We start from the raw sequence: 21,208 nt of genomic DNA on the forward strand, positions 1-21,208 counted from the left end.
CAGCTTTGTCCGTGATCCACCATGCGCGTCAAGTAGCAGATAGCTGCCTAAGAAGCGTTCAGGTTACGCAGCGACAAGCCGGGCAGGTCGGGTCACCCGATCGCCGGACGGCTTTCTGGGTCGACGCGCTGAGGACGGTGGCGACCGTGATCGCGAATCGGCCGGCGCCGCTGCGGGAGGCTCCGACGACGGCTGAACGAGGGCGGGATTTCTGCTGGTAAAAGCGGCTGACATGCCGGATCCCGGGGCGGCGCGGTCGCCGGTCGAGGCGACGCGGCGGCCCGCCGGTGGGCGGGCCGTTTTCGTGGTGCGCCGCGCAAGTGTTATTGTCGAGCGCCACCTGGCCTAGTGCCCAGTGGGCAAGGGGTAAGCGGTGGGCGTACACGCCGACCGTCGGGTCAGAACGAAAGTCTGGGACGGTACCCCATACTTGGCGCCGACTGGTTGCCGCCAGTCGCTGCCGTGCGTCAACTGGTTGCCGCCAGTTGAAGCGGTATGTCCATACCGTCCAGACCTAGTGCCCGCAACGCGTCGAGTTCCTGAGGGGGTTTGCTGATGAGCGACCTCCTAGTACGCAGGATCGGGTGTACATTGTGATCAACTTGAGACGGGTGGTGATCATATAACTACTGGCTGTAATCAGCATGACTGATCCTTTGGCAATTGCCAAGGGTCTGTTGCCTGGTTAGTGTTGCCTCCAGCAGTTGCCATGTGGCTGTTAGCTACGTGTCGACATCGGTTAGGGGAGCGTATGCCCGCTGATCCGGGCCCGATGGCTCGTCGCCGCCAGCTGGGTGCAGCGCTGCGCACATATCGCCTGCACGCGGGTATGAGCGTTCGGGATGTGGCTGAGAGCCTGCTGTGTTCTCCGGCGAAAATCAGCCGGATCGAGACGGCCGGCCGCAACATCCTGCCACGTGACGTCCGCGATCTATGCGATTTGTATCAAGTGGATCAAGGGTCGCGCGACGAGCTCATGAGGCTCGCGCGCGGGAGTCGCGAAACCGCGTGGTGGCAGAACTTCGGTCTTGACCCGGCGCTGGAAAAATTCGTCGGGCTCGAGGGATCAGCCGTGCAAATCAGGGATTACCAGATCGGCACGGTGCCCGGCCTCTTGCAGACGCGTGAGTACGCGACGGAGGTCTTGAGCGTCTGGCTCGGTGATGATCTGGCGGCAGTAAAAAAAGCGGTAGACGTGCGAATGATGCGTCGGGAAGCTGTCGCGGATAATGCCGAGCTCCATTTCATCATGGATGAGTCGGTCGTCCGAAGGGTGGTCGGCAGCCGGTCGATAATGGTCGGCCAGGTTGCCCGGATGGTGGACGAGTGCGAGAGTTCCCCGAACGTCAGGCTGCAGCTGGTTCCGTATGGTGCCGGCGCTACCAAAGGACTGATCAGCGGCTTCATCGCGCTGCGTTTCGCGGCGACGACGACGGCTGACGGTCCCGTTCCCGCGATGTCCGACATGATCTACAGCGAGGGTATCAGTAAAGAAGGATTCTATGTCGAGAAGGACGAAGACGTCCGTCAATACATAAAGGCCTTTGACGAGCTCGCGGCGACAGCCATGAGCGAGGCGGAGACTCTCTCCACGCTGAGGTCCGTGCATCGCACTCTAAGCGGATCCGTGCTTCTCTAGCACCTGGTAACGGGGAGTTTTCGAAATGGTAAGTCGAAAGATGCGTCTGGGTTTCAACTGGCGCCGGTCGTCATACTGCAACAATGGCGCCTGCGTCGAGGTCGGATACATGGACGGCACGATTGCGGTTCGAGACTCCAAGGATACTAGCAAGCCAGCTCATATGTATACACCGGACGAATGGCAACAGTTTGTCGCCGGGGTAAAGAACGGTGAGTTCGATCTGCACCGTCTAGAATGAACGGGGTTGGGGCTCCGCGTTGTGGAGCCCTAATTCTTCAGCAGCTCGGTCGCCGTTTCCTGGTCGGTGATCAGCACGTTCAGCCAGCCGCCGCGCAACGCCGCCCGGATCGCGCGATATTTGCGCTCGCCGCCCGCCACGCCGACGCGGCGCGGCACCTGTCGCAGGGTGTCCGAGCCGATGCCCAGCACCCGATCGTCCAATGCGGACGCCACGTGCCGGCCCTCCTCGTCGAAGAAGCGCATGCACACGTCGCCGATCGCGCCGGCCTCACGCAGGCGTTGCTCCTCCTCGGCGGCGATCGCGTTGCCGCTCTGGCGCAGCAGGGTGGACGGTTCCAGGCTGCCCACGCCGACCAGCGCGACGGTGAGGTCCTGCCAGGCCGCGATGACCGCCGCGATCGACGGTTCCTCGAGCAGTGCCGCGCGCATCGAAGCCGTCGCCACCAGGCCGGGCGCCACCAGGTAGACCGCCTCGGCGCGGGTGTGCCGGGCCATGCCGCCGGTCAGCCGGGTCGCCTGGCTCTGCGCCGCGCTCGTGCCCACGCCGCCCAGGATCTGGACCACTCGCGAAGCGGTCAGGCTCGGCGCCGGGTGCATCGCGTCGACGGTGGCGAGCAGGGTGGCGCTCCACGACGAGATCCCGACCCGGTCGTCGCGGGCCAGCGTCGTCTCCAGGTAGACCGCGGCGGCCGCGGCGATCGCCTTCGTCACGGCGATCTCGTCGGTCTGGCCGTCGCTGTCGGCCACCACCACCTCGCGCAGGCCGTACTTCTGCTCGACCGCCTCCTCGAGCTCCGCGTGCACGCCGCGCGGCGAGATCACCACTGTCCGGACGATTCCGACCGAAACCGCTTGCTTGAGCAGGCGGGACACCCGAGGCTGGGAAATGTGCAGGTGCGCGGCGATCTGCGGCTGTCGCATGCCCCGCTCGTGGTACATCCGGGCGACCTTCGTCAGTAGCCGGACGTGTTCGGCGGCGACGCCAATCGGCTCGCTCACGGATGCCTCCTCCACCATCGTCAACGAAGAGTAGCGGCACGGCGCGGCGCGTCGTACCGACCAACCCGTTGACAAGAACGACATCGAAAGTTCACAGTGATTGTATGACCAGTCGCTAGTGAATGGATATGCACGCATGCTGCTGACCTCCCGACGTTCCGCGGCTGTCGCCGTAGCGCTTGCGGCATTGCTGGCGATCGCGGCCGCGTGCGGCCGGGTGCCGGGCATCTACACCTACGAATCGGCGGACCAGGCCAAAGCCGATCAGAACGCCACCAGCCCCCAGGCGTACGTCGACGACAACTGGCAGTCGAAGATCGTCCCGACCGTGCACGACAAGGCCGTCGAGGTCACCACCGTGATGGCGGCGATCGAGAAGGATCCGGACGCGGCCGGCAAGCAGTACGGCCACCGCAGCGGCGAGGGCAGCCCGTACGCGTACATGGTCAAGGGCACCGGCACCGTCACCAAGATCGACACCGAGGCCCCGACCGGCCCGATGACCGTCGAACTGCCGGACAAGAAGACCATCACCATCGCGACCGGCCCGGTCATCGCCGGCACCGCGGTGCGCGACGCGGTCGGCTTCATCGCGTTCGGCGATTTCACCAACCAGATCGAGTACGCCGACGTGGCGAACCAGATCAACAACCGGGTCAAGACGGACGTGATCGCCAAGGCCGGCGCGAAGGACCTGACCGGCCAGAAGATCACCTTCTACGGCGCGTTCTCGGCGCTGGCCGGCGGCGCGATCTTCCTGGTCCCCACGGAACTGGCCGCGGCATGAAACTCGTCGCGCAGGCCATCTCGAAGTCCTACGGCGGAGTGCAGGCGCTCAGCGAGGTCGACTTCACCGCGTACGAGGGGAAGGTCAATGTCCTGGTCGGCGAGAACGGGGCCGGCAAGTCGACGCTCATGAAGATCCTGTCCGGCTCGGAGAAGCCCACGAGCGGCGCGATCCTGCTCGACGACGAGGAGATCGAGCTGTCCGGGCCGCGCGACGCGATGGCCCGCGGCATCGGGATCATCCACCAGGAGCTCAGCCTCTTCCCGAACCTGTCCATCGCGGAGAACATGTTCGCCGGGCGGGAGCTGCGCCGCGGCCGCCGCTTCGTGGACAAGGGCACGCAGCGGCGCCGGGCGCGTGAGGTGCTGACCCGGCTCAGCCAGAACCTCGACCCGGACACCCTCGTCGGCGACCTGCCGATCGGCCAGCAGCAGCTCGTCGAGATCGGCCGGGCCCTGCTCGAGGACGTACGCGTGCTCATCATGGACGAACCCACCTCGGCGCTCTCCAACAACGAGGTGGACGTGCTCTTCGAGGTCATGGCAGACCTGCGCGATCACGACGTCACGGTCATCTACATCTCGCACAAGCTCGACGAGTTTCGCCGCATCGGCGACTGGGTCACCGTCCTGCGTGACGGCAAACTCGTCGCGCACGAGTCGATGGCCAAGACCGACACCGCGTGGATCGTGCGGCAGATGGTGGGCCGGGACCCCGATTCCCTGTACGCCCACAATAGCTCGACGGCCGGTCAAACCCTTTTGGATGTACGCCACCTCACCGTCCCCGGACCGGTACGCCCCCTGGTCGACGACGTCTCGCTGACCGTCCACGCCGGAGAGGTGGTCGGCGTCTACGGTTTGATGGGCGCCGGCCGCACCGAACTGATCGAGTGCCTGATGGGCATGCGGTCGTCGACGTCCGGCGAGGTCCGGATCCGGGACAAGGCCGAACCGCACGCCACCGTCCAGGCCCGGATGGCCGCCGGGCTCGCGCTGGTGCCCGAGGACCGGCAGCGCGACGGCCTGGTGCAGACCATGTCGGTCCGCGACAACATCCTGCTCGCCACGATCGGCCGGTTCACCCGGGCCGGCCTGCTGCGCGGCGCCACCGAGCAGCGGACGGCCGCCGCGAAGGCCGGCGAACTGTCGATCAAGAGCCCCGGACTGTCCGCGCTGGTCACCTCGCTCAGCGGCGGCAACCAGCAGAAGGTGGTGCTGGCCCGGGCACTACTCACCGAGCCGGTCGTGCTGCTGCTCGACGAACCGACCCGCGGCATCGACGTCGGCGCCAAGTCCCAGATCGGCGCCCTGATGGCGGAACTGGCCGCGCAGGGCTTCGGCGTGCTGTTCATCTCGTCCGAGCTGGCCGAGGTGATCGCCATGGCCGACCGGGTCCTGGTGATGGCCCGCGGCCGCATCACGGCCGAGTACGCGGCGGCCGACGTGACCGAGGAGGCGCTGGTCGCGGCCTCCGCTTCCGACCGCGTCCTCGGCATGACCGACCGCACCGAGCGGCAGTCAGCCGCACCACACGACGGCCGGCCAGGCGAGGGCCAGGAGGGCATGCCCATGGAAACAGAGAACTCATGACCGACACTGTTGCCTCGCCGGCGTCGACGGCCGCCGCGCCGGAGCCGAACCCCCCACGGAACCGGGTGCTGGCCCAGGCCGCGCTGCTGTTGCTGCGCGGGCGCACGCTGGTCGTCCTGGTGGTGCTGGTGATCTTCTTCAGCGCGATCTCGTCGGAGTATCTGACGCAGAGCAACCTGATCCTGATGACCAAGCACGTGGCCATCAACGCGATCCTCGCCATCGGCGTCACGTTCGTGATCCTGACCGGCGGCATCGACCTGTCGGTGGGCTCGATCGCGGGGCTGGCCGGCATGGTCTCGGGCGGGCTGCTGTTCAAGGGGCTGCACGTCCCCGGCGGCACGGTCTTCTTCTCGGTCGCGGTCGTGATCCTCATCGGCATCCTGGTGGGCGCGCTGGTCGGCGCGGTGAACGGCCTGGTGATCACCCGCTTCAAGGTGGCGCCGTTCATCGCCACGCTCGGCATGCTGTACGTGGCCCGGGGCATCGCCCAGCTGCACAGCAACGGCGGCACCTACCCCGACCTGGCCGGCACCCCGGGGCGCCACAACGAAGGCTTCCACGTGATCGGCGTGGACAGCTTCCTGGGCATCCCGGTCGCCGTCTGGATCATGATCGGGGTGATCGTCGCCGCGGTCGTCGTCACCACCAAAACCCCGTTCGGCCGGCGGATCTTCGCGGTCGGCGGCAACGAGCGGGCCGCGATCCTGGCCGGTATCCGGGTCAACCGGGTCAAGATCGCGGTCTACATCATCTCCGGCGCCTGTGCCGCGCTGGCCGGCCTGCTGCTCACCTCGGAGCTGGGTGCCGCCTATCCGGACACCGCCACCACGTACGAACTCAACGCGATCGCCGCCGCGGTGCTCGGGGGCACGGCCCTCAGCGGCGGCCGCGGCACGATCATCGGCACCGTCATGGGCGCCTTCGTCATCGGCTTCCTCAGCGACGGCCTGGTGCTGGTCGGGGTCTCCACCTTCTGGCAGTCGGTGGTGAAGGGCGCGGTGATCGTCTTCGCCGTCATCACCGAGCAGGCCCAGCAACGCCTGCAGTCCGGACTGTCCAAACGCACTGCCTGAACACCGGTGTGGGGACTCGGGACGCTCCCAGCGGCTCAATTCCCCACACCTTTGAAAGCGCCCGCCCACCCAACGGGCCCTAACAGAGGGGATATATCGTGAAAAGAGCCTTACTTGCCACGGGTGCGGCGGCCGTTCTTGCCCTCGCAGCCTGTTCCAGCGGAAACGACAACGAAGCATCCAGCGGCGGCGGCAGCTCCGCGGCCCCGGCGTCCAAGCTGATGGTGATCATTACGCCGTCGCCGGACAACGTCTTCTTCAAGGCCGAGCAGGACGCCGCGTCCGCGCAGGCCAAGAAGCTGGGCTACGAGACCCTCGTGCTCAGCCACGACGACGACCCCACCAAGCAGAGCCAGGAGATCGACACCGCGATCTCCCGCAAGGCAGCCGCGATCGTGCTGGACAACGCGGGCGCGGACGCCTCGGTCGCCGCCGTGCAGCGGGCCAAGGACGCCGGTATCCCGACGTTCCTGGTGGACCGTGAGATCAACAAGACCGGCGTCGCGGTCGCCCAGATCGTCTCCAACAACGCGCAGGGCGCCGGCCTCGGCGGCCAGGAGTTCGCGAAGCTGATGGACGGCAAGGGTGAATACGCCGAGCTCACCGGCAAGCCCACGGACACCAACGCGGGCGTGCGCTCGCAGGGCTACCACGGCGTGCTCGACCAGTACCCGAACCTGAAGATGGTCGCGCAGCAGAGCGCCAACTGGGACCAGGCCGAGGCGCTCAGCAAGACCCAGACCATCCTGCAGGCCCACCCCAACATCAAGGGCATCATCGCCGGCAACGACACGATGGCCCTGGGCGCGTACGCCGCGGTGCAGGCCGCCAAGAAGAACGTGCTCGTGGTCGGGTTCGACGGCAGCCCCGACGTGGTCTCGTCGATCATGAAGGACGGCATCAAGGCGACGGTGCTCCAGCCGGCCAGCAAGATCTCCGAGATGGCCGTCGACCAGGCCGACGCGTACATCAAGGCCGGCAACAAGGCCAGCCAGCCGGAGAAGCAGTCGATCGACTGCGTGCTGGTCAACAAGGACAACGCGCCGCAGGTGAAGGACTTCGCGGTCGGCTCCTGAGGAGACGGGCGGGCTTGAAAAAGCCCGCCCAATAGCGAGAGGTTTGCACAAAATGCTGGTCGCCGACCCCCGTACCGCCGCCGCTTGGCGCCGCTTCCGGCAGGAGATCGCCGACGCCGGACCCGAACGCCGCCGCGCCATGCTGCGGGAGCGCGCCAACCAGTCCCGTACCACCGACCTGCACATGATCGGCCGGGCCGGCCTCGGCCACGTGGGCGGCGACCTGTCCGTCCTGGACATCCTCACCACGCTGTTCTTCGCGGTGCTGCGGGTCGATCCGGAGAAGCCGGACTGGCCGGACCGGGACCGGTTCGTGCTGAGCAAGGGGCACACCGCGGGCGCCCTCTACACCACGCTCGCCGCCGCCGGCTACTTCCCGGAGGCCGAACTCGACACGTTCGCCGCGCCGCTGTCCCCGCTCAACGGGCACCCCAACCGGGTCAAGGTGCCCGGCGTGGAGACCAACACCGGTCCGCTCGGGCACGGACTGCCGGTCTCGGTCGGCATGGCGGTGGCCGGGAAGCTCGCCCGCTCGTCGCGGCACGTCTACGTGGTGCTCGGCGACGGCGAACTGCAGGAGGGCAGCAACTGGGAGGCCGCGATGACCGCCGGGCACCGGCGCCTGGCCAACCTCACCGCCGTGGTCGACCGCAACCGCTTGCAGCAGGGGGCACGGACCGAGGAGACGAACTCGCTGGATCCGCTGCCGGACAAGTGGCGGGCCTTCGGCTGGGACGTGCGGGAGGTCGACGGGCACGACCACCTCGCGCTGCTGGACGCGTTTCAGCACACCGGCGATGAGCGCCCCACCTGCATCATCGCCCACACGATCAAGGGAAGAGGGGTCTCCTTCATGGAGGACCGGGTGGAATGGCACCACAAGGTGCCGAGCCCCGAGCAGATCAGTGCCGCGGTCGCGGAGCTCGCGCGATGAGCGCCACGGTCCAGGCGGAGACGTTCGACTGCCGGGTCGCGTTCGCCGACGAGCTGATCGCGCTGGCCCGCGAGGACGAGCGGATCGTCGCGGTCTGCAACGACTCGGTGGGGTCCAGCAACCTGACCGGGTTCGCGCGCGAGTTCCCGGACCGGATGATCAACGTGGGGATCGCCGAGCAGGACATGGTCGGGGTCGGCTCGGGCCTGGCGCTCAGCGGGTACGTGCCGTTCGTGTGCGCCGCCGCTCCGTTCCTCACCGGGCGGGCTCTCGAACAGATCAAGGCGGACGTCGCGTACAGCCAATCCCCGGTGGTGTTGTGCGGCATGAGCCCCGGCATGGCGTACGGGGAACTCGGGCCGACCCACCACTCGATCGAGGATCTCTCCTGGTTGCGGGCCATCGCCGGGCTGGGGATCGTGGTGCCGGCCGACCCGGCCGAGACGCGGCAGGCGGTGCGCTGGGCGGCGGGCGCGGCGACCCCGGTCTTCCTGCGGGTGGGCCGGTTCAAGGTGCCCGCGATCGGTTCCGAGTTCCGGTTCGGTGAAGCGTCGGTGTTGCGGCCGGGCAGCGACGTCACCGTGGTGGCGACCGGCTCGATGGTGTCAAGGGCGCTGGACGCCGCCGCGGCCGCCGCCGAGCAGGGCCTGTCGGTGCGGGTGCTCAACATGTCGACGGTTGCGCCGCTCGACGAGCAGGCGATCCGGAAAGCCGTGCGCGAGACGCGGGCCATCGTCACCGCCGAGGAAGCCACCACCACCGGCGGGCTGGGTGCGGCGGTCGCCGCGGTGGTCGTCGCGTCGCCGTCGCCGGTGCCGATGCGGATGCTCGGCGTGCACCGCGAGTTCGCCCCGACCGGCAGTACCGCGTTCCTGCTCGAACACTTCGGACTGACCGCGGCGGACATCTGCCGCGCCGCCGTCGAGCTGGTCGGATCCCATGCCTGACCGGTATGTCCTCGCCATCGACCAGGGCACCAGCTCGACGAAAGCGGTGCTGATCTCGCTGGCCGGGGACGTGGTGCGGACCGCTTCGGCGCCGGTGCCGATCGCCTATCCGCGGCCGGGCTGGGTCGAGCAGGACGCCGGCGAGATCGTCGCCAGTGTGCTGGACGCGGCCCATCACTGCCTCGCCGACGTCGCTCGCAGTGACGTGGTCGCGGTCGGGTTCAGCACGCAACGTGAGTCGGCGGTGGTCTGGGACAGGCGTACCGGGGAAGCACTTGGTCCGGTTCTCGGCTGGCAGGACCAAAGGGCCGTGACGGTCTGTGACGCGCTCCGGGAGAAGGGGCACGCCGAGGTGGTCCGGGAGATCAGCGGGCTGCCGCTCGACCCGATGTTCAGCGCGGCCAAGCTGCGGTGGTTGCTCGATCGCACGCCGGACGCGGCCGTCGGCACCATCGATTCCTGGCTCCTGTACGTGCTTACCGGCAGTCACCAGATCGAGGTGGGCAACGCATCCCGCACCCAGTTGCTCGATGTGCGTACCGGTCAGTGGAGTTCCGAGTTGCTCGGGTTGTTCGGGGTGCCGTCCAGCGCGTTGCCCACGGTGACGCCGTCGCACGGCACGCTCGGTCAGATCGGGCCGGCCGGGGGAGTCCTTGCCGGACTGCCGGTGACGGCCGTGCTGGGCGACTCGCACGCGGCGTTGTTCGCGCACGGTTCGCAGGCGGCCGGCGGGGTCAAGGTCACCTACGGGACCGGGTCGTCGGTGATGCGGCTGGGCGGGTCGCGCGACGTGTGCACCACCGTGGCCTGGGGCGATCCGGCGCCGGTCATCGCCGCCGAGGGCAACATCCGGTCCAGCGGCGCGACGGTGGCGTGGCTGGCCACGTTCCTCGGCGTTTCGCTGCACGAGATCGCCGCGATGGCGGCCGAGGCCACCAGCGACGGCGTCCATCTCGTGCCGGCCTTCGGTGGGCTGGCCGCGCCCTGGTGGGACGACGCCGCCGTCGGGTTGATCAGCGGCCTCACGTTCAGCACCCGGATCCCGCAACTGGCTCGCGCGGCCGTCGAGTCGATCGCCCACCAGGTCGCCGACGTCGTGGAGGCGATGGGCCCGGCCGAGCGACTGCTGGCCGACGGCGGGGCCGCCGGCAACGACGTGCTCATGCGGATCCAGGCCGACCTGACCGGCATCCCGGTCCGCCGCGCGCGGACCACCAACCTGTCCGCCCTCGGCGCCGGATTCCTCGCGCTGGGAATCGAGCCGCCGCCGCTCGACTACGACGACTTCCTCCCCGGGCCCTCCGACGGCCGCGCCGCGCGCGACGCGTGGCGCGACGCGGTGGCCCGGTCCCGTTCCTCCGACCGCTCTGGGAGCCTCTGATGACCGAATACCCGCGCTTCGGCGCCGGCCTCTGGCACTTCGCCACCTACGTCGACCGGTACGCCACCGACGGCTACGGTCCCGCCCGCACCACGCTCGACGCCATCGCGCTGGCCGGCGAGGTGGGCGACCTGTCCGTGGTAGACCTCAACTATCCGTTCACGCCGGGCGTCTCGCTCAGCGAGGTCAAGGATGCCCTTGCCGCACAGGGACTCTCCGCCATCGGCATCACCCCCGAGATCTACCTGCGCAAGTTCGGCCGGGGCGCGTTCACCAACCCCGACCCGGGTGTACGCAAGGCCGCGCTGGACCTGATGCACGAGGCGGCCGGGATCGTGCGCGAGCTGGGCGCCGACTACGTGAAGATCTGGCCCGGCCAGGACGGCTGGGACTACCCGTTCCAGGTCGACCACCGCACGCTGTGGAAACTCGCCGTCGACGGGATGCGGGAGCTGGCCGGCGCGCACCCGGACCTCAAGTTCGCCATCGAGTACAAGCCGCGCGAACCCCGCGTGAAGATGACCTGGGACTCGGCCGCGCGCACCCTGCTCGGCATCGAGCAGATCGGCCTGGACAACGTGGGCGTACTGCTCGACTTCGGGCACAGCCTCTACGGTGGCGAGTCACCCGCCGACGCCGCCCAGCTGATCATCGACCACGGCCGGCTGTTCGGCATGGACGTCAACGACAACCTGCGCGGCTGGGACGACGACCTGGTCGTCGGCACCGTGCACCTCACCGAGATCTTCGAGTTCTTCCACACGCTGCGCAAGAACAACTGGGAGGGGGTGTGGCAGCTCGACCAGTTCCCGTTCCGCGAGGACAGCGTCGACGCCGCCCGTACGTCGATTCAGATCCTCAAGCGCATTTACCGCGCGCTGGATCGGCTCGACACGGCGGCGCTCGCCGAGGCGCAGGAACGGCAGGACGCGATGGCCGCGCAGCGGATCGTGCAGGACGCGCTTTTCGGTAACTTTTAGTAGGCCATCTGACATGGAGGTTGGATGTTCCCCCGTTTGCTGGCCGGCGCGGTCGCCGCGATAGCCGCGGTCTCCGCCGTCTCCGTCCCCGCTTCCGCTCATTCCCGCTCCGCCGACAAGCCCCGGACCGTCATCACCACCGACATGGAACAGGACGACCTCGCGTCGCTGATCCGCTATCTGCTCTACACCAACGACGTGGACACCGAAGGAATCGTCTACGCGAGCGGCCGGTTCCATTGGGCCGGGGACGGCAAGGGCACCGAGTTCTTCCTGCCCGGCCGCGAATACAAGACGCCGCAGACGTCGTGGCGCTGGACCGGGACGCGCACGATTCAGGATCAGGTGCTCCCGGCGTACGCGAAGGTCTATAAGAATTTGCACGCCAACGATCCGGCCTATCCGTCGCCGGCCGTTTTGGAGTCGCGGGTCAAGGTCGGCAACATCGACTTCGAGGGGGAGATGTCGCACGACAGCGACGGATCGAACCTCATCCGCGATCTGCTGCTCGACCACGACTCGCGGCCGCTCTATCTGCAGGCGTGGGGCGGCACCAGCACCATTGCCCGCGCGCTGAAGTCTATTGAGGAGCGTTACGCGGGCACGTCCAAGTGGCGCTCGATTCAGGCGTCGGTGTCGCGCAAGGCGGTGATTCTGGCGAGCGGTTTCCAGGACGAGACCTATCAGGACTACATTTCGGTCAACTGGCCGCAGGTCCGGGTCGAGCAGATGTCGGCCGGCTACGCGACGTGGGGCTACAACTGCAACGCGGGCCAGGGCAACACGCGTGGCCTGCCCGCCGACCGCGTCTATTTCACCGGGGCGTGGATCAAGCAGAACATCCAGACCGGCCCGTACGGATCGTTGTACCGCTCGTGGCTGGACGGGCAATCGATGCCGGGCGACCAGCTCGACATCTTCGGTGACCCGGCAAAGGCGCCGGGTGGCTGGTGCAAGCCGCTCGGCCCGTACGATTTCCTGTCCGAGGGTGACAACGTCGCGTTCAACATGCTTCTCGACACCGGAATCCAGGCACCGGAGAACCCGTTGCTCGGCGGCTGGGGCGGACGCGCGACGCAGACCACCACCTCGCCGAACCTCTGGACGATGGTGCCTACGGAAAAGGATCCGTCGGGTGCTTCGGTGTCGAACTACACGACGCTGCGGTGGGCGGCGGCGGCCCAGAACGATTTCGCCAACCGCATGCGCTGGACGCTGTCGCGCGACGGCAACCACGCCCCGGCCGTACGCATCGAGCAGGGCGACCAGGTGCGCGCGCGTGCCGGATCGGTCGTCCGGCTGAAAGCGCACGTGTCCGATCCGGACCGTGACCGGGTGTCCACGTCGTGGTGGGCCTACCCGGAAGAGGGGACGTATCCGGGTGCGGTCGCGGTCTCGGCCGGCGGCGCGGTGACGGTACCGGCGGACGCCAAGCCCGGCCAGACCATCTCGGTGATTCTGCAGGGCACCGACAACGGGCGGTTCCCGTTGACCCGCTACGACCGGGTGACCATTGCGGTGAAATGACCCGACGGGTGGGGAAGGTGACGGCCTTCCCTGCCCGAGGTCAGCCGCCAACCAGCAGCTGGCCGTAACGCTCGCGGTTGACCTCGGCGACGAAGGCGGGATGGCGCGTCGCCGTGCCGAGATCACGCCACATGCGCTGCGCCGGATCCGTCGACGCGAACCGGCTGGCCCCGCTGACGTCGAGCAACTTGTCCGCGGCGCGCCGGACCGACCGGGCCGCGACGGCGAGGTCCACCCGTGTCCGGACCGCGTTCGGCTCCGGCAGGATCACCCCGGCGGCGGCCGCCCGATCCAGCTCGCCCGCCAGCCAGGCCACGCGGAGCAGCGCATCCTCGATCAGCACCGCCGCGTCGACCACGTTCGCCTGCACGCCCGGCGTGTCCCGGGCGAGCGCGTGCATCCGGGACCCGGACGTCACCGGCCGCCCGGCGCCGAGGATGCCGGCGACGTGGTCGTACAAGCCGATGCCGAGCCCCAGAATCGGGGCGATCAGCGGCACCATCACACTGACCGGAAACGCGAGCCGCGTCCCCACCTCGTCGCGGCGATACGCTCCCGCGGCCGCGGCGGCGAACCACAGCATGCGGTCGTCGGGGACGAACAGGTCCTCGGCGACCGCGGTGTCGCTGGCGGTTGCGCGCATGCCGGCCATGTCCCAGGTGTCCTCGACCCGCACGGCGTCCACCGGCACGAACGCCAAGCCCCGCGCCGCGGGTTCGGCCAGCACATCGAGCCCGACCCACCCGGCGTGCCGGATCCCCGAGATCCAGCCCCAGCGGCCGTCCAGCCGATAGCCACCGGGCACCCGCCGCGCCGGTTGCGGCACGCCGATCGCCCCGCAGACCGGCACGTCCGGAGAGTCGGCCCAGACCTGCTCCCGGACGGTGTCGGCGAGCATCGAGGTCAGCCAGCCGCCGCCTCCGTACAGGGACGTCACCCAAGCCGTCGAGGCGCACCCGCGTCCCAGCTCGGCACACACCGCCACCAGCGCCCGCAGTCCCGCACCGTGGCCGCCGAAGGCCTGCGGCACGGTGACGCGGAGCAACCCCGCGGTACGAAGCCCGTCCAGGTTCTCGGCGGGAATTCGTCGCTCGGTGTCGGCTCGCGCGGCGTTCCCGGCCAGCAGCGGGACAAGCCCCGCCGCCGCGGCGACCAGCTCCCGCTCGCTGGGGTCCAGCCCGGCGCCGAGGATCTCGGCCCATCGTCCGTTCATGCCGGGGCCGCTTACCCGGATTGCGGCCGCCCAAAGAGCAACGTCGGGTGGCTCACACGTTGGGAATCAGCCGCACGAATCGCAACTGGCGGCCCGCCTCGAGAAAGCCGGCGTCGGTCCCGTCGACGCGATGGCCCATCACCGCGAGGACCCGCCGGGCCAGCCACCGGTGGCGCCGCGCGTACGCCAGCATCGCCGCCGACCCCTCCGCCGCCGACATCGGCTCGGCGGTCGCCGGGATCGCGCGGCCCCCGAAAGCGATGCGCGTCTCGGGCCGCGCAACTAGGTTCCGGTACCAGTCGGCCCGCCCACCGAACGCCGACGCGACCGTCAGCACCCCGGCCCGGTCCCGGTCGATCACCTCGAGCGGCGTGCGGTAGACCCGTCCCGACCGGCGCCCGACGTGCTCCACCAGCACCAGCCGCCCGCCGAAGACCCACCCGAGCCGCAGCCGGAACATAACCCGGGGCACCTGGAACGCGACCCGCAGCACCCGTCGCGGCCGCCGGCCACTCATCGCACCAACCCCGCTCAGCTCTTCATCTGCTGAATCTTGTCCTTGAACAGTGTCGTCGCGATCGCCGCCTTACCGGGCTGCCCACGCAACCACGCCTCGGCAAACTTGACCACTGGCGCACCCAGCACATCGGCCACTTGCTCCACTGTCATCCCGGCCCCGCGCCCCGACGCTGGCCAGAATGGCGACTTTGCTGCCCGCGTTCAGCACGTCGGCGGCCTTCCGCAGGTCGGCGTCGCGGGGGCGGGCGGCCGGGGCCAGGTAGATCGGCGCGGTCTTCGGCGGCCGCACCGGCGCCACCGACGTGTACGGGTCCTGGCCGGCCAGCGCCACCTGCACATCGTTGGGGAAGGTCAGATGCGCGACCCCCTCGCCGTGGCCATGAACGCCGCCGCCTCCTCATGGTGCACGAGGATGAATTTCACCTGGTCAGAGTGCCGGCGAAGCCCCTCCATGATGCCGTCTCCCGGCAGCCCGAAGGCGGTGTCGACGCCCCACTCGGCAGCCACGAGCGCTGGCTACCCCGTACGGGGAAATCCAACCCGGGGTTGTGCTTTGCCGCACGGGGCGTGTGGGCCCCTTTCCGCAGGGGTATGAGCTGGGGTTATGCCCGGACGCATCGAGGACTACGCCGTCATCGGTGACCTGCACACGGCCGCGCTCGTCGGGCGGGACGGGTCGATCGACTGGCTGTGCCTGCCGCGCTTCGACTCGCCCGCCTGCTTCGCGGCGCTGCTGCACGACGAGTCGGCGGGGCACTGGCGCATCGCCCCCGCCTCCGGCGGCGTGGCCACCCGCCGCCGCTACCGCGACGACACCATGATCCTGGAGACCGAGTGGGAGACCCCGTCCGGTTCGGTACGCGTCGTCGACCTCATGCCGCCCCGCGACCAGACCGCCGACGTGGTCCGGATCGTCGAGGGCCTCTCCGGATCCGTGCCGATGACGATGCAGCTCCTGCTCCGGTTCGACTACGGTCGGATCCGCCCCTGGGTGTTCCGCCGCCACGGGGAACTCGTCGCTATTGCCGGTCCGGACGCGGTGTGGCTTCGTACCGGCGTACGGGTGCATGGGGAAAATCCGCGGACCGCTGAGTTCACGGTCAGCAAGGGCCAGAGCGTCTCGTTCGTGCTGAGCTACCAGCAGTCCCACCTGCCCCGCCCGGAACCGATCGACCCGCAGCACGCGCTGGAAACGACGGGCCGCGTCTGGCGGCACTGGATCGACCGTTGCGACTACAAGGGCCTCTATTCCGGCGCGGTCCGGCGTGCCTTGCTCACCCTCAAAACTCTCACGTACGCCCCGACGGGCGGCATCCTGGCGGCCGCGACCACGTCCTTGCCGGAGCAGCTCGGCGGCCCCCGCAACTGGGACTACCGCTATTGCTGGCTGCGCGACTCCACGTACGCGTTGCAGGCGCTGCTGGGCACCGGCTTCGAGACCGAGGCCAAGGCGTGGCGCGAATGGTTACTGCGCGCGGTGGCCGGCGACCCGGCGGACCTGCAGATCATGTACGGCCTGGACGGCACCCGGCGCATTCCGGAGTATTCGCTCGACTGGCTCTCCGGCTACGAGGGCTCCACGCCGGTGCGCGCCGGTAACGCGGCAGCCGGCCAGTTCCAGCTTGACGTGTGGGGCGAGGTGCTGGACAGCCTGCACCTGAGCCGGGAAGCGGGGATCGCCGCCACCGACGCCGGGTGGGATTTCCAGCTCGCGCTGCTCGACCAGCTCGAGCACACCTGGCGGGAGCCGGACAACGGCATCTGGGAGGTGCGCGGTTCACGCCGGCATTTCGTGCACTCGAAGTTCATGGCGTGGGTCGGCTTCGACCGGGCGGTGCGCGGGGCGGAACGGCACGGCCTGCCCGGTCCGGCCGACCGCTGGCGCTCGATCCGCGACGAGATCCATGCCGAGGTGTGCGAGAAGGGCTTCGACACCGACCGCAACACCTTCACCCAGTCGTACGGTTCGACGGCGCTCGACGCGGCGGTGCTGTTGATGCCGCGGGTGGGTTTTCTGCCGTACGAGGATCCGCGGGTGATCGGCACGGTCGAGGCGATTCAGCGGGAGTTGACGCAGGACGGTTTCCTGCTACGGTATCGCGCGGACGACGGCCTGCCCGGCGCCGAGGGTGTCTTCCTGATCTGCTCGTTCTGGCTGGTCGAGGCGTTGCACGGCATCGGCCGCAAGCACGAGGCGACGGAGCTGTTCGAGCGGCTCCTGCACCTGCGCAACGACGTGGGTTTGTTGTCCGAGGAGTACGACCCGGTGTCTGCTCGGCAATTGGGGAACACCCCGCAGGCGTTCAGCCTCCTGGGCCTGGTCAACTCGGCCCGGACGCTGAGCGGCGCCGCGCCGCGCTGACGTCCAGTCGGGCGCGCCCGCGGATGGATCCCGGCCACATTCTGGATTTGGTCGAGACCTTGGAGAGTTACGCCCACATGCGAACCCTAAGTATCCAAGGTCTACGAAGCGGTAGGGAAGGCGGCCGACTAAACGGGGAGGAAAGCGGCGAAAAGTCGCTCCACTGTGGATGTGATTCTCACGTTGTGGACGCGCTGCCACCATGTGGTCGCCAATCCCGTACAACGGACGCGGATCCCACATGATGGCATTGCAGGGGCGTTGCATGGCTTCGATGGCGCTTCCGGTCGGGTCGACGGTGTGACGCGACCCGCTTGGCGATGCGCAGCAATGTCCGCGCCGCGCTGCGATCCCGGTCGCCGGCGCCACGAGAGGTCTCTAGATCTCGTCTCGCACTATTTTTCTACGCGTTCCACCCGCCATCGACATCGATGTCCGCGCCGGTGATGTACGACGCGTCCGGACCCGCCAGGAAGCCGATCGCCGCGGCCACTTCCTCAGGCTTCGCGTAGCGGTGAAACGGCGTCCGGGCGAGCAGGGTGCGGCCGAGTGCGCTGTCCTGCGGGATGCCCATGTCGGTCTCGGCGAACGCGGACACCACCGTGTTGACCGTGATTTTGCGCGGAGCGAGTTCGTGCGCCCAGGACCGTCCGTACAGGCTCAAGGCCGCCTTTGTCGCGCTGTAGTCACCGAAACCCGCGGCGTAGGCGCGTTTTCCGGTGACCGTCGCGATGCTGATGACGCGACCGCCTTCGGGCATGTGCGCCACGGCCTGGACGGTGGTGTTGACGACGCCGTGCACGTTCACCCCCCACAAGCGTTCGGTGTCCGCGCGGGTGAGCGAGCCCATCGGGCCGCCACCCAGGAAGATCCCCGCGCTGTTGACCAGGATGTCGATGCGGCCGAACCGCTCGACGACCGAGGCGACCAGGTTCGTCACGTCCTCCGGGCTGCCCTGGTCCGCCTGGATGGCCATTGCCTTCGCCCCGAGTTGCGCCACGACCGCGGCCGCCTTGCCGGCCGCCTTCTCGTAGGCGATCGCCACGTCGGCGCCCGCGCTTGCCAGGCGGCGTGCGGCCGCGGCACCAAGTCCCCGGCTGCCGCCGGTCACCAGCGCGATTTTGCCGGACAGGTTTTTCTCAGTCATGATTTGGGTTCTGGTGTCGCGATTTCATGCCAGCGACAGTAGAGCGAGTTCTTTCCGCTCATCCATTCTGAAGGCGATGAATGATCTCTCAACAGCGAAGGTGAACACGGCGGATAATGGAATAGGGCTCCACTTGGTCTTCACTCGAAAACCACTTGCTCGGTTCATGAGCGTCGGCGAAGCCGTTTGACCAGGGCGTATCGCGGGCACAGTGAGGTTTCGGAACTGCTCCGATGCGGCTTTCGAAGGAGGATGCGATGCCGGCCCGTGAGGATATGCCCAGAACGCTCAAGCGTAAGTCCGTTGACCGATAACCGCGTCGCGGTTTTGCTCCAGCAGCAGGGCCGTACCCTCGCCGACGAAGCTGGGATCAAGCTCGCGGACAAGCCGGGACCGCTCTATCAGCTGCTCGTGCTGACGACGTTGCTGAGCGCCCGCGTCACCGCCGTGCTGGCGGTGGCGGCCGCCCGGGAGTTGTTCGCGGCCGGCTACCGCACGCCCCGAGCGATGCTCTCGGCGAGATGGCCGGACCGCGTGGACGCGCTCCGTCGCGGTCACTACCGCCGCTACGAGCACACGGCGACCTTGCTCGGCGACGCCGCCCAGCTATGCCAGGACCGCTGGCGCGGCGACCTGCGCCGGCTGCACGGTTCAGCGGAGGGCGACGTCTCCGGCCTGCGGGGTTTGCTGACCGACTTCCCCGGCATCGGCCCGACGGGAGCAGACATCTTCCTGCGCGAGGTCCAGGCGGTGTGGCCCGACATCGCCCCGTTCGCGGACAGCAAGGCCATCGACGGCGCGAAGCTGTTGCACCTCCCGTCAACGGCGAGTGACCTCGGCGCCCTGACTAACCCGAGCCAGGTGGCGCGGCTCATGTCGGCGCTGGTGCGGGTGGCGCGCGATCCCGCGGCGGCCGAGAAGGTGCTTTCCGAGCACGAATGAGGCCCGGCGGGTCAAGGCACGTTCTCGAGCGCAGAGCACGCCGCGATATTGATGAAACAGGCGATGATAAGCAGCGCCCCGCCGCGATGACCGGGTCAGATCCCGCTTTCCGTAGCGATCAGGAAAGCCGCTTGCACATCTTGGGGCAGCCGTCCCCGTGGCCCGACCACGTACCCGTTCTCCCTTGCCCAAGCGCGGATGACAGAGGGTGACGCGGGAACACCCGGCGCCTCAAGGCCGGCTTTCCCCGGAGTGACGGCTTCGGCGACTCGATGCCCGTTCGATCGTTCCGGTGCCGGCTGGACGTAAACGATCATCCGCTCGAACACGCCAGGTCGCACGATCCGCGTTCCGTGCTTGAGCGCCGCCTCGCCCTTTCTCGAATCCGGCCGAGCCTCCGGGGTCACGAGCATCGCCGTCACTCCCGAGACGTTGTTCATGACCCGCAGCCCAGCGGCTTGAGCCGCGATCTCCAGCCGCGCCCGGCGTACCGGTTCACCGCCGGTGAACGCCACCTTCTGACCAACACGCAATGGCTCACCGAATGCCCACTCGTCCGGCAATGGGCGGCAGTCTCGGCTCAGGTGCGCAACCCATTCCGAGTCCGCCTCGTCGAGCAGACGCTTCACCACCTTGTCCGGTACCGCGAGTAGCTCCGCGACGTTGTTCAGCTCGCGTCGCTCTTCAGCCGACACTCGGCCATCGGCGACCGCCTTGCGCGCCAGCATCAGGACGAACTCTCCGTGCGCTGCGTCCACGTCAGCGCGGGTGAGCCCGGCGAATCGCGCATGGTCAGCGAGCGCGGCTGCCTCGTCTTCGGTGAGGATCCCGTCCTCCAGCGCTTCGGCGAGGATCTCGACGTATCCGACAGCGGACCGCGGTGCCCCGTCGTCCAGCAAGTTGTCGATTGCCAGGTCTTCCAGCAGTGCGGCGAGTGCGCCTGCCGGTGCCGGTACGGGCGGCGGGGTTGCGGGTGGACGGACCTTGATTGCCGCACCAGAGCTTGGAATCTGTGGCCATCCGATTCGTGCCGCTTCTTCTGGCAATTGCCGATGCGAGTTCGCCAGTCCGGTCCCCGAACCGAGATATACCCGCAACAACCCGGCAGCAGCGCGCGCGTCCTCCAGCGCCGCGTGCGCATCGTCGAGCACCACGCCCGCGGCGTGGCAGCAATCCGGCAATCGCCGCCGATCCAGGCCAGGAAGATAAGAATAGCTTTCCTGGTACGTGCACAGCGTTACGAGTCGCGGCAACCTCAGCTGCGCTCGCGCATATTCGGCGTGCAGGAAACGCAGGTCGAACTGCACGTTGTGACCTTCGATCACCCGCCCTGCCAGGCGCCGAGTCAGCTCTCCGACGATGTCTGCAAAACGAGGTGCGTCGGCCACATCCGCAGCGGTGATGCGATGAATGCTCGTCTTCCCGACAGGCCCGTCGGGGTTCACCAACGTCGTCCACTCGTCGACCACGTTGCCCGCACGATCCGTTCCCACAACCGCGATCTCGACAACCCGGTCGAATTCCGGCGACAGGCCGCTAGTCTCCACGTCCACGACAGCGAAACCAGCCGGAGATCTGTCCTCCGTCATGCCTTGGCTGGCGACCATGTCCGCCAGCGCGTCTCTTGCCGTGGCGGTCAAGTCGATCGACATCTCATCGAGCCAGTCATCGACCGATCCAAGATCGTCGTACACGCCCTCCGGTCTCATCAAGACCTTCGACGCCGCTGCCGCAACGACCTCGCCGGCGCTCGCGGCATCCCATCGGACGCGTTCCAAAGCTTCCCTGCTTACCTCGAACGCAAGCACACACGGTCGGCGGAAGTCATGCCGGACAACGACCAC

Annotated in this window: 20 protein-coding genes; 13 read left to right on the forward strand and 7 right to left on the reverse strand. The window is 68.3% G+C overall.

Features of this window, described 5'->3' with window-relative positions:
• Positions 1-751 precede the first annotated feature (751 nt).
• Together HH310_RS26175 and HH310_RS26180 are read left to right on the forward strand one after the other, a co-directional pair.
• The gene (locus HH310_RS26175; protein ID WP_169178290.1) at positions 752-1,639 is read left to right on the forward strand and encodes a helix-turn-helix transcriptional regulator; all 888 of its coding nucleotides are present in this window, start codon (positions 752-754) and stop codon (positions 1,637-1,639) included.
• 40 nt (positions 1,640-1,679) lie between these two features.
• Positions 1,680-1,880 carry a DUF397 domain-containing protein gene (locus tag HH310_RS26180; RefSeq protein WP_169178291.1) on the forward strand — a complete coding sequence of 67 codons (201 nt, stop codon included), beginning with the start codon at positions 1,680-1,682 and terminating at the stop codon, positions 1,878-1,880.
• Between the two features lie 29 nt (positions 1,881-1,909).
• Here HH310_RS26180 and HH310_RS26185 read toward each other — a convergent pair whose 3' ends face one another.
• Positions 1,910-2,881 (reverse strand): sugar-binding transcriptional regulator, encoded by a 972-nt coding sequence (locus tag HH310_RS26185; protein WP_312034322.1) that lies wholly within the window; start codon positions 2,879-2,881, stop codon positions 1,910-1,912.
• A 136-nt stretch (positions 2,882-3,017) separates the two neighbouring features.
• On the opposite strand from HH310_RS26185, the gene HH310_RS26190 reads away from it, so the two are divergent.
• From HH310_RS26190 to HH310_RS26230, 9 genes are all read left to right on the forward strand, one after another.
• Positions 3,018-3,668 (forward strand): DUF2291 family protein, encoded by a 651-nt coding sequence (locus HH310_RS26190; protein WP_169178293.1) that lies wholly within the window; start codon positions 3,018-3,020, stop codon positions 3,666-3,668.
• Positions 3,665-5,260 carry a sugar ABC transporter ATP-binding protein gene (locus HH310_RS26195; RefSeq protein ID WP_169178294.1) on the forward strand — a complete coding sequence of 532 codons (1,596 nt, stop codon included), beginning with the start codon at positions 3,665-3,667 and terminating at the stop codon, positions 5,258-5,260. Before HH310_RS26190 ends, HH310_RS26195 begins: the two co-directional genes overlap by 4 nt.
• Positions 5,257-6,336: an ABC transporter permease gene (locus tag HH310_RS26200; protein WP_169178295.1), complete on the forward strand. Its 1,080-nt coding sequence runs from the start codon at positions 5,257-5,259 to the stop codon at positions 6,334-6,336. Before HH310_RS26195 ends, HH310_RS26200 begins: the two co-directional genes overlap by 4 nt.
• Before the next feature lie 98 nt (positions 6,337-6,434).
• Positions 6,435-7,412, forward strand: coding sequence for a D-ribose ABC transporter substrate-binding protein (locus HH310_RS26205; protein ID WP_312034323.1), 978 nt, complete (start codon positions 6,435-6,437; stop codon positions 7,410-7,412).
• A 52-nt stretch (positions 7,413-7,464) separates the two neighbouring features.
• Complete coding sequence (locus HH310_RS26210) at positions 7,465-8,346, forward strand: transketolase (protein WP_169178296.1); 882 nt, start codon at positions 7,465-7,467, stop codon at positions 8,344-8,346.
• Positions 8,343-9,293 carry a transketolase family protein gene (locus HH310_RS26215; protein WP_169178297.1) on the forward strand — a complete coding sequence of 317 codons (951 nt, stop codon included), beginning with the start codon at positions 8,343-8,345 and terminating at the stop codon, positions 9,291-9,293. Before HH310_RS26210 ends, HH310_RS26215 begins: the two co-directional genes overlap by 4 nt.
• On the forward strand, positions 9,286-10,674 hold the full coding sequence (locus HH310_RS26220; protein WP_169178298.1) for an FGGY family carbohydrate kinase: 1,389 nt from the start codon (positions 9,286-9,288) through the stop codon (positions 10,672-10,674). Before HH310_RS26215 ends, HH310_RS26220 begins: the two co-directional genes overlap by 8 nt.
• On the forward strand, positions 10,674-11,654 hold the full coding sequence (locus tag HH310_RS26225; RefSeq protein WP_169178299.1) for a sugar phosphate isomerase/epimerase: 981 nt from the start codon (positions 10,674-10,676) through the stop codon (positions 11,652-11,654). Before HH310_RS26220 ends, HH310_RS26225 begins: the two co-directional genes overlap by 1 nt.
• A gap of 24 nt (positions 11,655-11,678) precedes the next feature.
• Positions 11,679-13,181, forward strand: coding sequence for a DUF1593 domain-containing protein (locus HH310_RS26230; RefSeq protein WP_169178300.1), 1,503 nt, complete (start codon positions 11,679-11,681; stop codon positions 13,179-13,181).
• Between the two features lie 40 nt (positions 13,182-13,221).
• On the opposite strand, the gene HH310_RS26235 is transcribed toward HH310_RS26230, so the two are convergent.
• The 4 genes from HH310_RS26235 to HH310_RS44085 all read right to left on the reverse strand — a co-directional run bounded on the left by HH310_RS26235 (position 13,222) and on the right by HH310_RS44085 (position 15,420).
• Complete coding sequence (locus HH310_RS26235) at positions 13,222-14,394, reverse strand: acyl-CoA dehydrogenase family protein (RefSeq protein ID WP_169178301.1); 1,173 nt, start codon at positions 14,392-14,394, stop codon at positions 13,222-13,224.
• 52 nt (positions 14,395-14,446) lie between these two features.
• Complete coding sequence (locus HH310_RS26240; protein WP_169178302.1) at positions 14,447-14,911, reverse strand: nitroreductase family deazaflavin-dependent oxidoreductase; 465 nt, start codon at positions 14,909-14,911, stop codon at positions 14,447-14,449.
• 14 nt (positions 14,912-14,925) lie between these two features.
• Complete coding sequence (locus HH310_RS44915; RefSeq protein WP_282438530.1) at positions 14,926-15,048, reverse strand: hypothetical protein; 123 nt, start codon at positions 15,046-15,048, stop codon at positions 14,926-14,928.
• A gap of 216 nt (positions 15,049-15,264) precedes the next feature.
• Positions 15,265-15,420, reverse strand: a complete 156-nt coding sequence (locus HH310_RS44085) for a thiamine pyrophosphate-binding protein (protein ID WP_169178303.1) — start codon at positions 15,418-15,420, stop codon at positions 15,265-15,267.
• 97 nt (positions 15,421-15,517) lie between these two features.
• Here HH310_RS44085 and HH310_RS26250 point away from each other — a divergent pair, with 97 nt between their 5' ends.
• Positions 15,518-17,275: a glycoside hydrolase family 15 protein gene (locus HH310_RS26250; protein WP_169178304.1), complete on the forward strand. Its 1,758-nt coding sequence runs from the start codon at positions 15,518-15,520 to the stop codon at positions 17,273-17,275.
• Positions 17,276-17,678: 403 nt separating this feature from the next.
• On the opposite strand, the gene HH310_RS26255 is transcribed toward HH310_RS26250, so the two are convergent.
• Positions 17,679-18,422 (reverse strand): SDR family NAD(P)-dependent oxidoreductase, encoded by a 744-nt coding sequence (locus tag HH310_RS26255; protein WP_169178305.1) that lies wholly within the window; start codon positions 18,420-18,422, stop codon positions 17,679-17,681.
• Positions 18,423-18,725: 303 nt separating this feature from the next.
• On the opposite strand from HH310_RS26255, the gene HH310_RS26260 reads away from it, so the two are divergent.
• Positions 18,726-19,364 (forward strand): hypothetical protein, encoded by a 639-nt coding sequence (locus tag HH310_RS26260; protein WP_169178306.1) that lies wholly within the window; start codon positions 18,726-18,728, stop codon positions 19,362-19,364.
• Between the two features lie 95 nt (positions 19,365-19,459).
• Here the strand turns inward: HH310_RS26260 and HH310_RS26265 are convergent.
• Positions 19,460-21,208 (reverse strand): exonuclease domain-containing protein (locus HH310_RS26265; RefSeq protein ID WP_211192641.1); only part of this gene is annotated, 1,749 nt, incomplete at its 5' end.

It is taken from the genome of Actinoplanes sp. TBRC 11911 (assembly GCF_012933445.1).
Lineage (GTDB): Bacteria > Actinomycetota > Actinomycetes > Mycobacteriales > Micromonosporaceae > Actinoplanes.

Coding starts and splice junctions, on each gene's coding strand:
- HH310_RS26175 (WP_169178290.1), top strand. CDS start 752: ATGCCCGCTGATCCGGGCCCGATGGCTCGTCGCCGCCAGCTGGGTGCA.
- HH310_RS26180 (WP_169178291.1), top strand. CDS start 1,680: ATGCGTCTGGGTTTCAACTGGCGCCGGTCGTCATACTGCAACAATGGC.
- HH310_RS26190 (WP_169178293.1), top strand. CDS start 3,018: ATGCTGCTGACCTCCCGACGTTCCGCGGCTGTCGCCGTAGCGCTTGCG.
- HH310_RS26195 (WP_169178294.1), top strand. CDS start 3,665: ATGAAACTCGTCGCGCAGGCCATCTCGAAGTCCTACGGCGGAGTGCAG.
- HH310_RS26200 (WP_169178295.1), top strand. CDS start 5,257: ATGACCGACACTGTTGCCTCGCCGGCGTCGACGGCCGCCGCGCCGGAG.
- HH310_RS26210 (WP_169178296.1), top strand. CDS start 7,465: ATGCTGGTCGCCGACCCCCGTACCGCCGCCGCTTGGCGCCGCTTCCGG.
- HH310_RS26215 (WP_169178297.1), top strand. CDS start 8,343: ATGAGCGCCACGGTCCAGGCGGAGACGTTCGACTGCCGGGTCGCGTTC.
- HH310_RS26220 (WP_169178298.1), top strand. CDS start 9,286: ATGCCTGACCGGTATGTCCTCGCCATCGACCAGGGCACCAGCTCGACG.
- HH310_RS26225 (WP_169178299.1), top strand. CDS start 10,674: ATGACCGAATACCCGCGCTTCGGCGCCGGCCTCTGGCACTTCGCCACC.
- HH310_RS26230 (WP_169178300.1), top strand. CDS start 11,679: ATGTTCCCCCGTTTGCTGGCCGGCGCGGTCGCCGCGATAGCCGCGGTC.
- HH310_RS26235 (WP_169178301.1), bottom strand. CDS start 14,394: ATGAACGGACGATGGGCCGAGATCCTCGGCGCCGGGCTGGACCCCAGC.
- HH310_RS26240 (WP_169178302.1), bottom strand. CDS start 14,911: ATGAGTGGCCGGCGGCCGCGACGGGTGCTGCGGGTCGCGTTCCAGGTG.
- HH310_RS26250 (WP_169178304.1), top strand. CDS start 15,518: ATGCCCGGACGCATCGAGGACTACGCCGTCATCGGTGACCTGCACACG.
- HH310_RS26255 (WP_169178305.1), bottom strand. CDS start 18,422: ATGACTGAGAAAAACCTGTCCGGCAAAATCGCGCTGGTGACCGGCGGC.